An 18,022-nucleotide genomic window follows, 5' to 3' on the forward strand; every position below is an offset into this window, starting at 1 on the left:
GGGCAACTCGTCCCGCCTTTTGCACTCGTGGTGAGGTCGTGAGCTTGTAAAAGGTGTGCGTGCGCTTGCCGTTCGTATCTGCTATCATTCCTAGTCTGTGCGCTCATGCGGGCGTGGCGGAATTGGTAGACGCGCCAGATTTAGGTTCTGGTGGGATTCCCGTGAAGGTTCGAGTCCTTTCGCCCGCACCATCGCACCTGCGTCGGCCCTGGCCGTCGCGACACTTTGTTGCATAAAGGTACCAGCACCTCAGATAAGCTGGGCAGTATGAGGAGGAACGTGTTGAACATCACCGCTTCTGACGTCAAGGACGCCAAGCTCACCGCTACGGTCACCATCCCGGCCGCCGACGTCGACGCCGCGATCAAGAAGGCCTACAAGGACACCGCCAAGAAGTACCGCTTCCCGGGCTTCCGTGCCGGCAAGGCTCCCCGTCCGGTCATCGACTCCGCACTTGGCGCAGAGGCTACCCTCGCTCAGGCCACCAACGACCTGATCGCCGCCAACGAGCCCGCCGTCCTCAACGAGCTGGACATCGTCCCCACCAAGAATGGTGACTACAAGGACCTCGACCTCGCCAAGGATCACGAGGACTACACCTACACCGTCGAGTTCTCCCTGCGTCCTGCCGCTGAGCTCTCCTCCTTCGACGCCGTCGAGATCGAGATGCCCCCTGCGGAGGTCACCGAGTCCGAGATCAACAACCAGGTCGAGATGCTCCTCAACTACCGTGCCACCTTCGAGGACGTCGAGGGCCGCGCCGTCGAGGCCGAGGACTACGTCACCGTCGACCTCAAGGCCGTCGAGAACGCCGACAACTTTGCCGCCGAGGGCCGCATGCTCATCGCCGGTAGCGACAGCAACCCCAAGGAGTTCAACGAGGCCCTGATCGGCGCCAACGTTGACGACGTCAAGACCGTCACCTGGACCGACGAGGTCGAGGAGGGCGAGACTCACACCGTCGAGGTTACCGTCAAGGGCATCAAGGTCCGCAACACCCCCGAGCTCACCGATGAGCTCGTCAAGTCCGACTTTGGCTTCGACAGCATCGACGCCATGCGCGACGCTATCAAGATCGAGATCGAGCAGGACAAGGCTTCCCGCCTCCCGGCCGAGAAGGAGAACCGTTGCGTCTCCGCTCTCGCCGAGCGCCTGCAGCTCGAGGAGATGGACGCCGACTACGAGCAGTCCGTCTTTGAGGAGCTTGGCCAGAACTTCCTGTCCAACCTCGCTGCCCGCGGCATGACGCTGGACACCTGGCTGCCCGCTTCCGGCTTGACCATGGAGCAGTTCATCGGCGACCTGCACAAGCAGGCCAACGACGTTGCCCGTGAGTCCCTGGCTCTCGACGCCCTCGCTCGTGAGCTCAAGATCGAGGTCACCGAGGACGACATCAACGCCGAGTTCGAGAAGGCCGGCGTCAAGGACGTCGAGGCTTCCAAGGCCGAGTTCATCGCCGATGGCCGCATGCCTGCCGTCCGCGAGTCCATCCGTCGCTCCAAGGCCGTCGACCACCTGGTCGAGAACGCCAAGGTGACCGAGGTCGACGAGACCGCCAAGGACGCCGAGTAATTCTCGCCACCTTGCCCGCGAGCGCATGCGTGCGCCCGTGATGGGGTAAAGTTATACACCGGTTATCCGGTAGCTTCGTACGGTGCCAGCCAATGCATAGCATGCGGGCACCGTACGTTTATCTAGAACCAATTTGGTCCGCAAGAGAGAAATGGAGATGCGTATGATCGCTAAGTTCGATTCCGCCCTCGTGCCATACGTTATCGAGCAGACGCCGCGCGGCGAGCGCAGCTACGATATCTATTCGCGCCTGCTCAACGACCGCATCATTTTCTTGGGCGAGGAGATCAACTCCGTCAGCGCCAACCTGGTCGTTGCCCAGCTGCTGCATCTTGAGAGCCAGGATGCCGAGAAGGATATCTCGCTCTACATCAATTCGCCCGGTGGCGAGGTCTACTCCGGCCTGGCAATTCTGGACACCATGAACTTCATTAAGCCGCAGGTCTCCACCATCTGCGTGGGTATGGCCGCGTCTATGGCCGCCGTGCTGCTTTCGGCTGGTGCCAAGGGCAAGCGCTTCTGCCTGCCGCACTCCAAGGTCATGATTCACCAGCCCAGCGGCGGTGCTCAGGGTCAGCAGACCGAGATCGAGATCGTGGCCGAGGAGATCAAGAAGACCCGTCGCGAGCTCAACCAGATTCTGTCCGACGCGTCGGGCCAGCCCATCGAGAAGGTCCAGGCCGATACCGAGCGCGACAACTACCTGACCGCTGCCGAGGCCCTCGACTACGGCCTGATCGACCGTATCGTCACCTCGCGCGACCTCGCCGCGAAGGACGCCTAGGATGGCCGGTAACATACAGGACAACTTCGACGAGAACGGCAACCCCATCCGCTGCTCCTTCTGCGGAAAAGAGCAGGGACAGGTCCGTCGTCTCGTAAAGGGTCCGACCAACATCTTTATCTGCGACGAGTGCGTTGCCGCCTGCTCCGAGATCTTGGAGGAGTCGCTGGCTTCGGACTTTATGGATGCTGCCCGCAATGGCAAGCTGCCGGGCTTCCTCAACGACCACGGTCAGCCGGCATCCCAGCCTGCCGTGGACCCCGAGGCCGAGGGCTTTGAGCTCGAGGACGACCGCCAGGTCATCACGCACGTGCCTACGCCGCACGAGATCTATGACGAGCTTTCGGCCTATGTTATGGGCCAGGAGGACGCCAAGCGTGCCATGTCGGTTGCCGTGTACAACCATTACCGCCGCGTGATCGAGGGCGGTGCTGCGCTTTCGGCCTTTGACGATGGCTTGGACTCGCAGCTCGACGATGATATGGACGAGGTGGAGCTCGCCAAGTCCAACATTTTGCTGCTCGGTCCCACCGGTACCGGTAAGACCCTGCTCGCTCAGACGCTCGCGCGCATCCTCGAGGTGCCGTTTGCCATCGCCGACGCCACCGCGCTCACCGAGGCCGGTTACGTGGGCGAGGATGTGGAGAACATCCTGCTCAAGCTCATCAACGCTGCCGATGGCGACATTGAGCGCGCGCAGGTTGGCATTATCTACGTGGACGAGATTGACAAGATCGCCCGCAAGGCCGAGAACCTCTCCATCACCCGCGATGTTTCGGGCGAGGGCGTTCAGCAGGCGCTGCTTAAGATTCTTGAGGGCACGGTGGCAAGCGTTCCGCCCACCGGCGGCCGCAAGCATCCCCAGCAGGAGCTGCTGCAGATCGACACGACCAACATCTTGTTTATCTGCGGTGGTGCCTTTGTGGGTCTGGACAAGATCATCGCCGACCGCGTGGGCAACAAGGGCGTGGGCTTTAACTCCGAGATCGCCGGCCCCACCTCGGTCGACGAGAACGACCTGCTTCGTCAGGTGCTCCCGCAGGACCTCAACGCCTTTGGCATGATCCCCGAGTTTGTGGGACGTACGCCCGTCGTCACCCAGACGCAGGCGCTCGACGAGGACGACCTGGTGTCGATCCTGACCGAGCCCAAGAACGCCGTGGTGCGTCAGTACCGCAAGATGTTCCAGCTCGAGGACGTTGAGCTTGAGTTTGAGGACGCCGCCCTGCACGAGATCGCCCGTATGGCGCTCGCCCGCAAGACCGGCGCCCGCGGCCTGCGTTCCATCTGCGAGGACGTGCTGCAGCAGACGATGTTCGACCTCCCCAGCGAGGAAGGCGTCACCAAGGTCATCGTGACCGAAGCCTCCGTAAAGGGCGAAGAGCAGCCCCAACGCATCTACGGGTAAACCAGCCAAAAACGTGTTTGCTAATAGCCTCCGACCACCCGCGGTCGGAGGCTATTTTATATATACGCAATAACCCCAACTACCTGTGTTATTCTGTGTGTTTGTTTAAGTCTCAGCGAAGTCATATCAGACTGAAGTAATCGATACCTAAGGGGAGGAATGTAGACCCTGGCGGGCCTACATTCCTCCCCGGCGGGACAGGGAGAGATATATGGAAGAGATGCCCAAGAATTACGATCCGTCGACCAACGAGCCGGCGATCCTGCAGAAGTGGCTCGACGGCGGCTACTACAAGCGCCGCGAGGGCGTGGGCGACTGCACCGTCACCATTCCGCCTCCCAACGTGACCGGCAAGCTCCACATGGGACACGCCACCGACGACTCCATCCAGGACGCCATCATCCGTATGGCCCGCATGCGCGGCAAGTCCACGCGCTGGGTGCTCGGCACCGACCACGCCGGTATCGCTACGCAGACCAAGGTCGACAAGAAGCTCAAGAGCGAGGGCATCAGCCGCCTGGAAATCGGTCGCGACAAGTTTGTCGACGCTTGCTGGGATTGGACCCACGAGTACGGCGGCATCATCGTCGAGCAGATCAAGCGCATGGGCTGCTCCGTCGACTTTGACAACGAGCGCTTTACCATGGACGAGGACTACGCCCAGGCCGTGCGCAAGGTGTTCTGTGACTGGTACCACGACGGCCTGATCTACCGCGGCAAGCGCATCGTCAACTGGTGCCCCAACTGCACCACCGCCATCTCGGACGACGAGGCCGAGTACAAGGACGAGAAGGGCCACCTGTGGCACCTGCGCTACCCGCTGACCGAGCCGGTTAACGGCCAGGACTACATCGTCGTCGCCACCACGCGCCCCGAGACCATGCTCGGCGATACGGGTGTTGCCGTCTCCCCGAAGGACCCCGAGAAGGCCGCCTTTGTGGGTAAGACCGTTAAGCTTCCCATCGTCGACCGCGAGATTCCCATCTTTGAGGATTGGCATGTCGACGCCAACTTTGGCTCCGGCTTCGTCAAGGTTACCCCGGCTCACGACCCCAACGATTACGCCATGGGTCAGGCCCACGACCTGCCGCAGATCAACATTTTCGACGAGCACGCGGTGGTCGTCGAGGGCTATGGCGAGTTTACCGGCATGACCCGCGAGGAGTGCCGCGAGGCCGTCATTAAGTGGTTCGAGGAGCATGACCTTCTCGATCACGTCGAGGATCACGACCACTCCGTCATGCACTGCTACCGCTGCGACGCTGCGCTTGAGCCGTGGCTGTCCGAGCAGTGGTTCGTCGCCGTCGACAAACTCAAGGGGCCGGCGCTCGACGCCGTCAACTCCGGCAAGGTCACCTTCCACCCCGCGCGCTGGACGCAGACCTACACCACCTGGATGGAGAATCTTAAGGACTGGTGCATCAGCCGCCAGCTGTGGTGGGGCCACCGCATTCCCGTGTTCTACTGCGAGGACTGCGGCTGGGAGGATGCCCTTACCGAGGACACCGACGTGTGCCCCAAGTGCGGCGGCCATCACGTGCATCAGGACGAGAACGTGCTGGACACCTGGTTCAGCTCGCAGCTGTGGACTTTCGCCACGCAGGGCTGGCCGCAAAAGCCGGAGCTGCTCGAGGGACATCACCCCACGACGGCGCTGGTTACCGCGCGCGACATCATCGCGCTGTGGGTCGCCCGCATGGTCATGAGCTCGCTGTACTTCCTGGACGAGGTGCCGTTTAAGGACGTCGTCATCTACCCGACGATTCTGGCCAAGGACGGCAGCCGCATGTCCAAGTCCAAGGGCAACGGCGTTGACCCCATGGACCTCATTGGCATGTACGGCGCCGACGCCATGCGCTTCAACTTGCTCACGCTGTGCACCAACAATCAGGACGTCAAGTTCGACGCGAACATCGACAAGAAGACCAAGAAGCTCATCGACAGCCCGCGCACCGAGCAGGCCAAGTCGTTTGTGACCAAGATTTGGAACGCCAGCCGCTTCCTGCTCATGAACATGGAGGGCTACACGCCCGGCGAGCCCGTCGTGGAGACGCCGGCCGACGCCTGGATGTTCAGCCGTCTGGCCAAGGCCGTGAAGATGGTCACCGAGGGCATCGAGAACTACACCTTTGGCGACATGGCCCGCGGCGTGCAGCAGTTCTTCTGGAACGAGGTCTGCGACTGGTACGTCGAGGTCACCAAGGCCCGCCTGAAGGGCGAGGGCCGTCTGCAGGCGCAGCGCAACCTGATCTTTGTGCTCGACACCTCCATTCGCCTGATGCACCCGCTTATGCCGTTTGTCACCGAGGAGATCTGGGACAACATGCCGGCGAGCGTGCTCGACCTGGACGCCGAGGGCAACCTGAACCGCGCCGAGGCGCTCATGATCGCCAAGTGGCCGGAGCCCGCCGACTACGCCAAGTATGTTGACGAGGACGCCGAGCGCGCGTTTGAGCTGTGCCGCACGGTCGTTTCCGCCGCCCGCGCCACGCGTTCGCGTTATCGCTTGAGCCCCAAGGCCGAGCTCGACGTGGTCGTGCGCGCCGGTGCCGAGGACATTGAGAAGCTCGAGAGCCTGCGCTCTACGATTGAGCCGCTGGCGAACACCGCCTCGCTGGTTATGGGTACCGACGTTGAGAAGCCGGCCGCGAGCATCGCCGTTGTTGATAGTGGCGTCGAGGTCTTTGTGGTGCTCGAGGGCAAGGTCGACCTTTTGGCCGAGAAGGCACGTCTGGAGAAGGAGATCGCCGCGGCCCAGAAGGAGCTCGCCGGCTGCGAGAAGACGCTTGCCAACGAGGGCTTTGTGGCCAAGGCCGCGCCCGCGGTGGTCCAGAAGAAGAGGGACCGTGCAGCTGAGCTCAAGGAGATCCTGGCGGCGCTGACTGCTCAGGTTGCTGACTTCTCGTAGGTCTAACTTGGGGGACGCGGTTTGGGGCATTGCTCGCTACTGCGGACACCTATTCCGCCGTTCTAACGAACGGCGGCTGGCTCGACGCTGCAAACGCCTCTGATGGCCAATCTGCCGTTCAACTTCGGGCGCATGGGCATAAGCCCTATGCGCCCTTGTTTCACGGCACCTTGGCTCATCAGAGGCGTTTTCGCTGACTATCCTCAACCTATACTGTTTTATTTTTCTATGAATGGCGGTTCTGAAAATGCCTAAGCGTTCTGGCTTGTATACCGTTCCTTTTGAGTTTGAGTTGCTTTCGTTTGGTGAGGCTGTGGGGCTTGCTGCTGATACGGGGCGGATTTCTGGGGATGCTGGTCCTTTGCTTGAGACGGTTGTCGATATGCTCGATGAGTTGGGGCGCCCGGACGAGTACTTTGATTGCATTCAGGTCGCCGGTACCAATGGCAAGACTTCGACCACGCGTTTTTCGGCTGCCATCCTTCGTGGTGAGGGGTTAAAAACCGCGCTGTATACGTCGCCGCAGCTGGTGCGTTATCCCGAGCGCATGGAGGTCGATGGGCGCGTTGTGAGTGACGAGGCCTTTGCCCGTGGCGTTTCTGCCGCTGTTGAGGCGGGACGTCGGGTGAATGCGCACCGTGTGGCGGCGGGGGAGCGCGCCTATACCATTACTCCGTTTGACCTGCTGACGGCCGCTGCGCTTGTCGTGTTTGCCGAGGCCGCGGTGGATGTTGCCGTGCTTGAGGTTGGCATGGGCGGGCGCTGGGACGCCACGAGTGCGACCGATCCCGTCGCCGTTGCCATTACGGGTATTGGGCTCGATCACACACGTATTTTGGGCGATACGCTCGAGGCCATTGCGGGGGAGAAGGCTGCGGTCATTAAGCCCGGACGCCTGGTTGTGCTGGGCGAGGGCACGCACGAGGCGAGCGTTCAGCGCGTGATGGATGCCCGTTGTCGCGAGTGCGGCGTCGTGCCACTCGTGGTGAGTCATGCCACGACTAAGGTGCCGGCGCATGTGGGCGACACGGTTGAGTTTAGCTGCACCACGCCGCGCGCGATCTATACGTCGAGCATGGTCAAGCCGGCCTATCAGCCGCAGAATGCTGCGTGCGCGATTATGCTGTGCGAGGGGTATCTGGGTCGCGAGCTCGATCATGACAAGCTCGATGCCTCGCTTATGGGTTGCCCCACACCGGGTCGTTTTGACGTGCTGGGGACCGATCCGCTCAAGCTGATCGATGCCTGCCATAACCCTCAGAGCTGCGAGAACTTTGTAAGCGCGCTGGACGAGATTGACCCGTGCGTTGAGAATCGCCCCACGCTGCTGTGCGCCGCGCTGGCCGATAAGGACGTGGCGGGCATCGTTGACGTTTTGGTTCCGGCGTTCCCCCGCGTGGTCGTGACCCAGACCGATTCCGATCGCGCCTTGCCGGCAGAGGAGCTCGCCTCTCTTGTGGACGTCGATAAGCTTGCGGGTGTGTACCCCAGCGTATCCGAGGCCCTCGCGGTCTTCGAGGCCGCAGGCGAGTCCTTCGTTGCCGCCGGCACCATCACCCTAGCCGGCGAAGTAGCCGGCCTGCTCCGCTAACCCATCCCCTCATCAGTTGCGGTGAAATACGGACTGTTTTACAAGCCAGAAGTCTCAAACAGGCCGTATATCACCGCAACTCAAAAGCAGTCAATTTGGGACGGGGCTTTTTTGGCTGCCCTGTGCCCCGAGTCGACTCGCTTGCCATGAAATTGGCCTATCTACTACGTTTGACCGGTTACCCTCGACCACACGGAACATTGCGAAATTAAAACCGCAGGTAGACGGCTTGCGGATTTTGCGAAAAGTCGGTTATGGTCGACCCGTGCGGGTTAAACGTAGTAGATAGGCCGTTTTTTTGTGGCGACATTCATGTGATGCGGCAAAGGGGCTGTCCCTTTGCCGCATTGCCTAGTCTAGGCGGACTGGATCGTGGGGGTAGGCGTTGAGAATCTCGACGCCGGACTCGGTAACCAGGGCCAGGTCCTCGATGCGGACGCCGGTGCGGCCGGGGAGGTAGATGCCCGGCTCGATGGAGAAGGTCATGCCCGGCTCGACAACCTGCTCGTTGACGAGCGAGACGTCGCCCGGCTCGTGGTCCTGCAGGCCAATCGAGTGACCCAGGCGATGCGTAAAGTACTGCCCATAGCCCGCATCCTCAATCACGTCGCGCGCGGCGCGGTCCAGGTCGCACATACGAACGCCCGGTGCGATGAGCGCTTCGGCGGCCTCGTTGGCACGGCGCACGATTTCGTAGATGCGCGCCGTCTCCTCGTCCGGCTCGCCCCAAAAGAACGTGCGCGTCATGTCCGAGCAGTAGTTGCAGCGGCGTCCGCCAATGTCGAACAGCACCGCGTCGCCACGTTTGAGCACGGTGTCGTCGGGTTCATGATGCGGGTCGCCGGCGTTGGCGCCAAAGCTCACGATGGGCGGAAAGCTAAAGCCCTCGCAGCCGTGATTACGGTACAGACCGAGCATCTGGTCGGCAATTTCGCGCTCCGTCACGCCCTCGTGGACGAGCTTGATAACATCGGCCATCACAGCGTCGTTAGCGGCCGAGGACGCGCGCATGAGCTTCTGCTCGGTGGCATCCTTGTAGGTGCGTGCGTCGGTGACGGCAAAGTCGCCCAGGAAAAACTCGCTGGCGGCATGGCGCTCCATGAGGGGCATCAAAAAGCCGGAGCGCATGACGGTATCGATGCCGAGCGGTTTGGTCGGATCGATCTCGCGAACGATGGCGTCGGCCACAACGTCAGTATCGGTGTGATAGGCCACGCGGGCATTGTCGTACTCGGGCAGCTGATGCAGCGCGTTGACCAAGATCACGGGCTCGCTACCGCGCGCGAGCAGCACACCGCAAAAACGCTCGAACATATCGGCATAAAAGCCGGTCAGGTAATAGATCGACCATGGGTCGTTTACGAGCAGCTGTGCGCCGGGGTGCTGAGCCTCGAGCGCATCGAGCACGCGCGCCACACGCTGGTCATCGACATGTGCCATGAAACATCCTTTCGCTGGGCTGCCACCATGGTATCCCCAATGCCGGGGTAGTCAATTTGGGACGGGGCTATTTTAGCTACGTCCAACATGCGGAATGATTTTTCTGGGACGGGGATTAAATAATCATTGGGTGCCGAATGATTATTTAATCCCCGTCCCAGAAAAATCATTTGAGCGAACGTTCGGGCTAAAGTAGTCAAAAGAGGCCCGTCACAAATGGGCTGGGTTCAAAAGTATGGCGGATTACGGGGCTGGACCTGTATTACTTGACCATGGGAAAAATCATGAAATTAAAACCGCAGGTAGACGGCTTATAAAAAATAGATAAATGCCGGTATGGATGGGGGTCTCCGAATCAGCCCCGTAATCCGGCATAGTTTTGAAATGGCACTAAAGTAGGCACAAGCTAAATGCCGATTCCAAGGATAGTTGCGGTGGAATAGTTCCTGGATGCCGGGGTTTTGGCGGAAATCAGGAACTATTTCACCGCAATTGAGGAGGGGCGGGGTGGATGGCGGGGTAGCTAAAAGAGCCCCGTCCCAAATTAGCTAGACTAGGTCGATGTCCATGCTGGCGATAAGGTTGATGTTGGTGTCTGGGAGGTTCTCTAGCACGACGTCGCCCATGCGGATGGGGGCCTCGACGATCACGCCGCGGATGAGGTCCATGGCTTGGGCGTGGAGTTCTAGCGGGATGGCTTCGGATGTGCGCACGGGGAGCAGGGCTTCGTCGCCGCCGGAGACGGCCACGGTCGTCGTGAGCACGCGCATGGGGCAGGTGAGCTCCTGGTGTGCGAACTTATCGCCGCGCGGGCAGTTGTTACCGGTTACGGAGCGCACTTCCACCACGGCGCCATTGGCGTCGCGCTCTACCTCTATGGTCAGGAGGCACTCGGATGGGCAGGTCGTGCAGTTGAACTGCAGCGTTTCGATCACGTTATCGCTCATAGTCTATGCCTCCTCGACGGGATCGACGGAAAGGACAATCTCGCTGGCACCCAGATCGAGCGCTTGTTTGATGACCTTTGCCGGCAGTGGGAAGCTTTCCATAACGCTCGGCTTAAACGCGCGGACCTTGCCGGCGAACAGCTCCTCGCCGTTGGCCAAGATCCTCACGCAGGCGGCATCGACTGGCCGGCGCACGCGGAAGTTGAGCTTGGTGAGCGCCACAGCCGTAATGCGTCCCGGCAGCGCGTAGCCCGCGATGCCGGCAGGGGAGACGGTGAGCTCGCAGCTCGGAACGGTGCCCGCGTCGGTCCCCAGAGCGTACGCCGCTGCAGTTGCGCCAGCCCTCTCGGACTCGGTCGTTACGTTGTCGGCAAGGTCGTGTACGTGCAGCACGTTGCCGCAGGCAAAGATGCCCGGCACGCCTGTCTGCAGGCTCTGGTCCACTACGGCGCCGCGCGTGCGTGGGTCAAGCTCCACGCCCGCGACAACCGAAAGCTCATTCTCGGGAATCAGGCCCACCGAAAGCAGCAGCGTGTCGCACGGAACGATGCGCTCCGTCCCGGCAATGGGCGCCAGATGCTCGTCGACCTGACTCACCTCGACGGCCTCCACGCGGTCGTGCCCGATTACGCGTGTGACGGTGGTGGACAAGTGCAGCGGAATTCCAAAGTCGTCCAGGCAGTTCTTGACATTGCGGCGCAGGCCGTTGGCGTACGGCATGAGCTCGTACACGCCCTCGACCGAAATCCCCTCGAGCGTGCAGCGACGTGCCATGATCAGCCCGATGTCGCCCGAGCCCAAGATGACGGCGCGCGAGCCGGGCTTGAGGTTCTCGATATTGATGTATCGCTGCGCCAGGCCTGCCGTAAACACGCCGGCGGGTCGGCTGCCGGGAATCTTGATCTCGCTACGGGTGCGCTCGCGGCAACCCATGGCAAGGACGACCGCGCGCCCGGTGAGCTGCAGCATGCCGGCAGGGCTCATGAGCATGACGGTGTGGACCGCGGCTTCTTCCGTAGGCTCGCCCGAATCAATCCCAATCACCATGTTGTTCAGGAACAGCGCAATGTCGGTCGAGTGCACCTGGTCGATAAAGCGCTGCGCGTACTCGGGACCGGTGAGCTCCTGCTTAAAGTGCGACAGGCCAAAGCCGGGGTGGATGCATTGGCGGAGGATGCCGCCCAGGTGCTGCTCGCGCTCCACGATGGCCACGTGCGCGCCTGCCTTTTGCGCGGCAAGCGCGGCCGCCATGCCGGCGGGGCCGCCTCCGATGACGACCACGTCGAAGGCCTGCGTTGCTACCGACGCTGCGGCTCCGGCCTCCGCGCGTTCGTCGCACATATCAAACGTCGCCATCCTAGCGCACCCCCTTCAAAGGTCCCTCAACGAGCCACGAGCCAGTGTCCTCCAGCGGCACCTCGCTGGGGTCGCAGTCCAGCTCTCGGGCAAGAATCGCCACCACACGGCTCTGGCAAAAACCACTCTGGCACCGACCCATGCCGGCGCGGCAGCGGCGCTTGACGCCCTCGACCGAAACCGCTCCCGGTTGGCGTCGAATCGCGGCAACGATCTCTGCCTCGGGCACCGTTTCGCAGCGGCAGACGATCTGTCCCCATGCGGGGTCGGACTCGATCAGCTCTTCCTTGCGCGCAAGCGGTGCGCGGTCAAAGTCGTCCGGGGCGCGGCGAATCGGGTTCCAGTCCGCCCGCTCGTGCAGCTTCACACCCGCATCGCGCATCACGTGCTCCATGCGCTCGGCAATGGCCGGCGCGCTTGCCACACCTGGCGACTGAATGCCCGCCGCCTGGAAAAGCCTCGGCACCACGGCCGACTGTCCAATAAAAAAGTCGTTCGTTCCCTGAATGACCGGACGTCCGCCGGCAAATGCGCGCACCACGCGGCGCGTATCAAGATCGGGCACCAGCTTGCGCGCGCCGCTCAGCAGCGCGTTCACATCGTTCGCATAGGTCTGCGTGTCGCCCGACTCGCGCACGGCGGCCGTGGCGGTGATCACGGTGTTGCCGTGCACGGTACCCGTCACGATAACGCCCTTCGACACCGGCGTCGGTACGGGGTAGAGCGGCATGAGCGTGCGCGGCTCCTTGTCTAGCACCACGATGTTGCCCTGACGCCAGACCATCTGGAACTCCTCGGCGCCCGCCATATGCGAGATGTCGGCGGCGCCGTTGCCCGCGGCGTTGATCAGGTAGCGGCAGCGCACGTTGCCAACGGGGGTCGCCAGCGTAAAGCGCGCGACTCCGTCATCTAAGCCCGCAACTTCAATCGCTTCCACCGGCGCGGACCGCATAAACGTTACCCCGTTGGCCACGGCGTTCTCCAACGCGGCGATGGCCACCTCAAACGGGTCGACAAAGCCCGTCGAGGGGCACCACAACGCGCACGTAGCGTCGGCACTGGCGCGCGGCTCTAATTCGTGGATGCGGTCGGGTCCGACGATCGACAGCTCGGGCACGCCGTTGGCCAGACCGTTGCACCGTAGCTGCTCCAGATGCGCGCGGTCCTCGTCGTTAAAGCCCAACACCATCGACCCGGTGCGGCAGAACAAAAAGCCGAGCTCCTGCGACCACGTACCGTACAACTCGCAGCCACGGGCGTTGACCTGCGCCTTTACGGTGCCCGGTGCCGGATCGTAGCCGGCGTGCACCAGGCCGCCGTTGGCCTTCGACGCGCCCATCGCGATATCGTTGGCCGCCTCGACCACGCAAATGGACAGGTCAAACCGCGCGAGCTGCCGCGCGATGGCGCACCCGGTAATGCCCGCGCCGACAATCGCGATATCAAACGTTTCTGTCACAGTGCCTCCCAGACGAGTTGACAGGCTGTCAATAAGACTATCCTACGGTCTGCACACCCCCAGAGCGGCGGCAATGCGGCGAACAGCCCCGCAACACCCGCCAACGGCAGACGAGGGGAGACCCGGCAACGTCGACAACCTCGTCTGCCGGCTACCACGTTGAAGTTATGTCTCGATCTGTAACATCTAGACCCGAATTCCGCTCCCACCTGTTGCAGATTGAGATGTTTGTGTCCGCGCCAGCCCCGGACCCAGCCGTAGTCCCATATAAAGAAACCCCGTGGTAAACTTGACCGGACTGTAAATAATCCGAAAGGTACACCCCAATGTCCAAGTACATTTCCGAGCTCATGTCGCCGCAGCTTATGGGCGTCGTCTATGCTTTCGTTGGCTTTGTCATCGCCCTGTATGTGCTGTCGGTCGTCTATGTGTTTATCGACGCTCGCCGCCGCGGCGCCAGCGCCTACGTGGCATGGGGCATCATCGCCCTCATCCCGTTTGTGGGCCTCATCGCCTACCTGGTCCTGCGCCCGCACTCCTACGCGTCCGACCGCGAGGAGCAGGAACTGGACATGGCCCTGCGCGAGCGCCAGCTTGCCCAGTACGGCACCTGCCCGCAGTGCGGCGCGCCCATCGAGAAGGACTTCGTCGTCTGCCCGGTGTGCGATACCCAGGTTCGCAACGTATGTCCCAGCTGCCATCGCCCGCTCGATGCGCACTGGAAGGTCTGCCCTTACTGCCGAACTCGCATCCAGTAACGCATCCATCGCCGGGCCGGCCGCAAGCTACGGGCACCGCGCGCCACGCGCAAGCCACGCGCGCCCCGCAGTCCCACCCCGCACGATGAAGCATGCGTAGAAAATCGCCCGCCGTGCCATTAAGGTGCGGCGGGCGCTTGTATACCAAGGCAACCTGCCTATAATGATGCAAGTTAAAACGCCGAGCGCATCGCACGCACTTGCATCAGGCATCCGAGAGGAGAAAACATACCCATGAAGGCACTCTACAATGACGGTTCGGTGGCCGAGCTCCCGCAGGACGAGGTCACGCACGTCATCCGCCACTCCGCCGCGCACATCATGGCGCAGGCCATCAAGCGCCTGTACCCCGAGGCCGACTTTGCCTACGGCCCCGCGACCGACAACGGCTTCTACTACGACGTCGACCTGCCCGAGGGCGTCAAGATCAGCGAGGACGACTTCCCCGCGATCGAGGCCGAGATGAAGAAGATCGTCAAGGAGAACCTCAAGTTCTCCGTGTACGAAAAGCCTCGCGCCGAGGCCATCGCCCTTATGGAGGAGCGCGGCGAGAAGTACAAGGTCGAGCACATCGGCGACCTGGACGACGACGCCCGCATCACCTTCTACCAGCAGGGCGACTACATCGACATGTGCGTCGGCCCCCACATCTGCTACACCAAGGCCCTCAAGGCCTTTAAGCTCACCGGCGTCTCGGGCGCATATTGGAAGGGCGACAAGGACAACAAGATGCTCACCCGCATCAACGGCGTCGCCTTTGCCACCAAGGAAGAGCTCGACGAGCACATGCACATGCTGGAGGAGGCCAAGAAGCGCGACCACCGCAAGATCGGCCGTGAGATGGACCTCTTTATGATGCGCGACGAGGCCCCCGGCTTCCCGTTCTTCCTGCCCAACGGCATGATCCTTAAGAACACGCTGCTGGACTACTGGCGCGAGATCCACCACAAGGCCGGCTACGTGGAGATCTCCACGCCGCTCATTATGAACAAGCAGCTGTGGAAGACCTCGGGCCACTGGGACCACTACAAGGACAACATGTACTCCACCGTCATCGACGACGAAGAGTACTGCATTAAGCCCATGAACTGCCCGGGCGGCGTGCTGGTGTACGCCTCCAAGCCGCACTCCTACCGCGAGCTGCCCATTCGCGCCGGCGAGATTGGCCTGGTTCACCGCCACGAGCTGCGCGGCGCCCTGCACGGTCTGTTCCGCGTGCGCTGCTTTAACCAGGACGACGCCCACCTGTTTGTGCGTCCCGACCAGCTGACCGACGAGATCGTGGGCGTGGTCAACCTCATCGACTCCGTGTACCAGAAGTTTGGCTTTAAGTACCACGTTGAGCTTTCCACTCGCCCCGAGGACTCCATGGGTTCGGACGAGGACTGGGCTCGCGCCGAGGAAGGCCTGCGCACCGCTCTTGAACAGCTGCACATGGACTACGAGGTCAACGAGGGCGACGGCGCCTTCTACGGCCCTAAGATCGACTTCCACCTGGAGGACTCGCTCGGCCGAACCTGGCAGTGCGGTACCGTCCAGCTCGACTTCCAGATGCCGCTTAACTTTGACCTGGAGTACGTGGACGCCGACGGCACCAAGAAGCGCCCCATCATGCTGCATCGCGTGTGCTTTGGTTCCATCGAGCGCTTCATCGGCATTCTGATTGAGCACTTTGCGGGTAAGTTCCCCACCTGGCTGGCTCCCGTGCAGGTCAAGGCGCTTCCCGTCTCCGAGAAGAGCCGCGACTACGCCCACGAGGTGTGCGCCAAGCTGGAGGAGGCCGGCATCCGCGTGGTCTGCGACGACCGCGACGAGAAGATTGGCTACAAGATCCGCGAGGCTCGCAGCATCGACCGCGTGCCCTACATGCTCATCCTGGGCGAGAAGGAGGTCGAGGCCGGCAACATTTCCGTCCGCGATCGTTCCAACGAGACCGTTCAGATGAGCGTTGACGAGTTTGTTGCCAAGGTGCTCGAGGAGATTCGTACGCGCGCCTAAGGTAACCCAACAGAAACAACGAAAGGCGATCGTCCACAAAGGGCGGTCGCCTTTTTTTATGCCAAAACGAACAAAAGCCGCTGGTTGAGCGGCTTTTTTGTTGCACAAAAAGGTACAGGTTTTTGTAGAGGGCTATGGAGATGTGGCTGCGGGCAGTACATTTTGCGTAATCTGCCCAAACGCAAACTAATTGCTTGTATAATGGCTCGCGTCGAAAGATACAAAAACCTGTACTTTTGCGACTGCGCCTAGCTGCGAGCGAGAAGCTGTTCTAAACGCCCCGGCATTTGCGTGTGTCGCAAAGCCAAAAAAGGGGGCGAGAACATGGAGCAGACGGCGCGGCGGCAGGAGCAGCTGCCGGGCGCATTCAACGGCGCAACTAGCAACAGCCAGCACGGCCGCGTCCGCTGGTATCTGGTTCACACCCCCAACGGTAAAGAGCGCGAGACCTGCGAAAAGGTCCGCCGCATTATCCCGCACGAGCTGATGCAGGACGCTTTTGTGATGCAAAAGGAGTTCTGGTTTAAGCGGGACGGCGCCTGGTCGCTCCAAACCAAACCCATGTACAAGGATTATTTCTTCGTCGCCACGCACGATGCCGCAGCGCTCGATAGGGCTTTGGCCCAACTGAGCTTTGGCTGCCGAATCGCCGGCAGTAGGGAGCGGGCGTACATGCCCATGCCGGACGATGCACAGGACTGGTACCGCAGCGTGATGGACGAAGACGGCGTGGTGCGCAACAGCGTTGCGCGCATAGAAGATGGCGTGCTGTACATAGAGCAGGGCCCACTTGTGGGGCAAGAGGCCCGCGTTAAAAAGATCGACCGTCATAAGCGCTGGTGCCTGGTGGATATAGGCGAAGGCGACTCCGCATTTAGGGAGCTGCTTCCGTTAGACGTGCCTAGCAAAACGTAGGGGAGCCGTTGCACCGGCAATTTATTTGGTTTTTGAATCCGTGGATGGGGGGGGGTTCCTGGGGACAGGAACGTAAGTTTTATTGTGGCTGCTAAAGAAGTAACAGAAAGTAATACGCCCGTGGGGGCGACGCTCATTGCTCGGGCCATGGACCGGCGCGAGGGCACGGCGGGTGCTGGGGTCGGCTCCGCTGCAAACACGGGTGCGGTGAGCCTCCCGGGCTCGCCCGAGTTCGCTGCAGAGTCCCGTGCGCTCGACACGCGATCGCTTGGCTACCGCTTCGTGAAGCGCACGTTCGACATCGCGTTCAGTGCGTGCGTCTGCGTCGTGGCTCTCATCCCTGGCGCGGTGCTTTGTGCGTTCATTGCGGCCGACACCAAGGGTGCTCCCATCTATGCGCACGAGCGGGCTGGGCGCTTCGGTCGCCCCATCCACGTGCTCAAGTTCCGCTCCATGGTCGCCGACGCCAACGATGTGGAGAAGTACCTCAGCCACGAGCAGATCGAGGAGTGGCACCGTGAGCGCAAGGTCACCAATGACCCGCGCATCACCAAGCTGGGCCGCGTCCTGCGCAAGACCTCGCTCGACGAGATACCTCAATTTATCAACGTGCTCGCGGGCCAGCTCTCCGTGATCGGGCCCCGGGCCATCACCTACGAAGAACTGGGGAACTTCACGCACGAGCAGCAGGTGCAGGTGCTTGCCGTCCCCCAGGGCATCACCGGCGCTTGGCAGTCAGGGCCTCGCAACCTCGCGACATTCGAGAACGGCCTGCGCCAGGAGTTCGAGCTCGCCTACGCGCGCGGCGCGAACCTTAAGGCCGACTTGCGGGTCTTCTTCAAGACCTTCTCGGTGATGTTCGGCAAGAACAAGACAGGGAGGTAGG

The 18,022-nt window shown here is 61.7% G+C and carries 13 protein-coding genes and 1 tRNA gene; 10 read left to right on the top strand and 4 right to left on the bottom strand.

Features of this window, described 5'->3' with window-relative positions; translation table 11 throughout:
- Positions 1-107 precede the first annotated feature (107 nt).
- The 6 genes from KTF55_RS05320 to KTF55_RS05345 all read left to right on the top strand — a co-directional run bounded on the left by KTF55_RS05320 (position 108) and on the right by KTF55_RS05345 (position 8,263).
- Positions 108-191: transfer RNA gene (locus tag KTF55_RS05320), tRNA-Leu, on the top strand.
- An 88-nt stretch (positions 192-279) separates the two neighbouring features.
- The gene (gene tig / locus KTF55_RS05325) at positions 280-1,572 is read left to right on the top strand and encodes a trigger factor (RefSeq protein WP_226790555.1); all 1,293 of its coding nucleotides are present in this window, start codon (positions 280-282) and stop codon (positions 1,570-1,572) included.
- Between the two features lie 163 nt (positions 1,573-1,735).
- Positions 1,736-2,356, top strand: coding sequence for an ATP-dependent Clp protease proteolytic subunit (locus tag KTF55_RS05330; protein WP_022095182.1), 621 nt, complete (start codon positions 1,736-1,738; stop codon positions 2,354-2,356).
- A gap of 1 nt (position 2,357) precedes the next feature.
- Complete coding sequence (clpX, locus tag KTF55_RS05335; RefSeq protein ID WP_217107817.1) at positions 2,358-3,764, top strand: ATP-dependent Clp protease ATP-binding subunit ClpX; 1,407 nt, start codon at positions 2,358-2,360, stop codon at positions 3,762-3,764.
- A 211-nt stretch (positions 3,765-3,975) separates the two neighbouring features.
- Positions 3,976-6,672, top strand: a complete 2,697-nt coding sequence (locus KTF55_RS05340) for a valine--tRNA ligase (RefSeq protein ID WP_217107818.1) — start codon at positions 3,976-3,978, stop codon at positions 6,670-6,672.
- Between the two features lie 247 nt (positions 6,673-6,919).
- Entirely contained in the window at positions 6,920-8,263 is a 1,344-nt protein-coding gene (locus KTF55_RS05345; RefSeq protein WP_217107819.1) for a folylpolyglutamate synthase/dihydrofolate synthase family protein, read from the top strand.
- A 351-nt stretch (positions 8,264-8,614) separates the two neighbouring features.
- On the opposite strand, the gene KTF55_RS05350 is transcribed toward KTF55_RS05345, so the two are convergent.
- The 4 genes from KTF55_RS05350 to KTF55_RS05365 form a co-directional block, all read right to left on the bottom strand.
- Complete coding sequence (locus KTF55_RS05350) at positions 8,615-9,703, bottom strand: Xaa-Pro peptidase family protein (RefSeq protein ID WP_217107820.1); 1,089 nt, start codon at positions 9,701-9,703, stop codon at positions 8,615-8,617.
- Positions 9,704-10,251: 548 nt separating this feature from the next.
- Positions 10,252-10,650 carry a DUF1667 domain-containing protein gene (locus KTF55_RS05355; protein WP_217107821.1) on the bottom strand — a complete coding sequence of 133 codons (399 nt, stop codon included), beginning with the start codon at positions 10,648-10,650 and terminating at the stop codon, positions 10,252-10,254.
- 3 nt (positions 10,651-10,653) lie between these two features.
- On the bottom strand, positions 10,654-11,991 hold the full coding sequence (locus KTF55_RS05360; RefSeq protein WP_371736611.1) for an NAD(P)/FAD-dependent oxidoreductase: 1,338 nt from the start codon (positions 11,989-11,991) through the stop codon (positions 10,654-10,656).
- A gap of 16 nt (positions 11,992-12,007) precedes the next feature.
- Positions 12,008-13,465: an NAD(P)/FAD-dependent oxidoreductase gene (locus KTF55_RS05365; protein WP_217107823.1), complete on the bottom strand. Its 1,458-nt coding sequence runs from the start codon at positions 13,463-13,465 to the stop codon at positions 12,008-12,010.
- Positions 13,466-13,791: 326 nt separating this feature from the next.
- Between KTF55_RS05365 and KTF55_RS05370 the strand changes: the two genes are divergently transcribed.
- The 4 genes from KTF55_RS05370 (at position 13,792) to KTF55_RS05385 (ending at position 18,021) form a co-directional block, all read left to right on the top strand.
- On the top strand, positions 13,792-14,223 hold the full coding sequence (locus KTF55_RS05370) for a zinc ribbon domain-containing protein (RefSeq protein WP_217107824.1): 432 nt from the start codon (positions 13,792-13,794) through the stop codon (positions 14,221-14,223).
- Positions 14,224-14,457: 234 nt separating this feature from the next.
- Positions 14,458-16,221 (top strand): threonine--tRNA ligase, encoded by a 1,764-nt coding sequence (gene thrS, locus KTF55_RS05375; protein WP_217107825.1) that lies wholly within the window; start codon positions 14,458-14,460, stop codon positions 16,219-16,221.
- Positions 16,222-16,545: 324 nt separating this feature from the next.
- Positions 16,546-17,136: a hypothetical protein gene (locus KTF55_RS05380; RefSeq protein WP_217107826.1), complete on the top strand. Its 591-nt coding sequence runs from the start codon at positions 16,546-16,548 to the stop codon at positions 17,134-17,136.
- Positions 17,137-17,256: 120 nt separating this feature from the next.
- Complete coding sequence (locus KTF55_RS05385) at positions 17,257-18,021, top strand: sugar transferase (protein ID WP_217107827.1); 765 nt, start codon at positions 17,257-17,259, stop codon at positions 18,019-18,021.
- The last annotated feature ends 1 nt before the right edge of the window (position 18,022 follow it).

The sequence above is a fragment of the Collinsella sp. MSK.8.10 genome (assembly GCF_019041915.1).
Taxonomy (GTDB): domain Bacteria; phylum Actinomycetota; class Coriobacteriia; order Coriobacteriales; family Coriobacteriaceae; genus Collinsella.

Excerpts from the sequence above, each read along its gene's own strand:
- KTF55_RS05330 (WP_022095182.1), top strand. The coding sequence starts at position 1,736 with ATGATCGCTAAGTTCGATTCCGCCCTCGTGCCATACGTTATCGAGCAG.
- clpX (WP_217107817.1), top strand. The coding sequence starts at position 2,358 with ATGGCCGGTAACATACAGGACAACTTCGACGAGAACGGCAACCCCATC.
- KTF55_RS05340 (WP_217107818.1), top strand. The coding sequence starts at position 3,976 with ATGGAAGAGATGCCCAAGAATTACGATCCGTCGACCAACGAGCCGGCG.
- KTF55_RS05345 (WP_217107819.1), top strand. The coding sequence starts at position 6,920 with ATGCCTAAGCGTTCTGGCTTGTATACCGTTCCTTTTGAGTTTGAGTTG.
- KTF55_RS05350 (WP_217107820.1), bottom strand. The coding sequence starts at position 9,703 with ATGGCACATGTCGATGACCAGCGTGTGGCGCGCGTGCTCGATGCGCTC.
- KTF55_RS05355 (WP_217107821.1), bottom strand. The coding sequence starts at position 10,650 with ATGAGCGATAACGTGATCGAAACGCTGCAGTTCAACTGCACGACCTGC.
- KTF55_RS05360 (WP_371736611.1), bottom strand. The coding sequence starts at position 11,991 with ATGTGCGACGAACGCGCGGAGGCCGGAGCCGCAGCGTCGGTAGCAACG.
- KTF55_RS05370 (WP_217107824.1), top strand. The coding sequence starts at position 13,792 with ATGTCCAAGTACATTTCCGAGCTCATGTCGCCGCAGCTTATGGGCGTC.
- thrS (WP_217107825.1), top strand. The coding sequence starts at position 14,458 with ATGAAGGCACTCTACAATGACGGTTCGGTGGCCGAGCTCCCGCAGGAC.
- KTF55_RS05380 (WP_217107826.1), top strand. The coding sequence starts at position 16,546 with ATGGAGCAGACGGCGCGGCGGCAGGAGCAGCTGCCGGGCGCATTCAAC.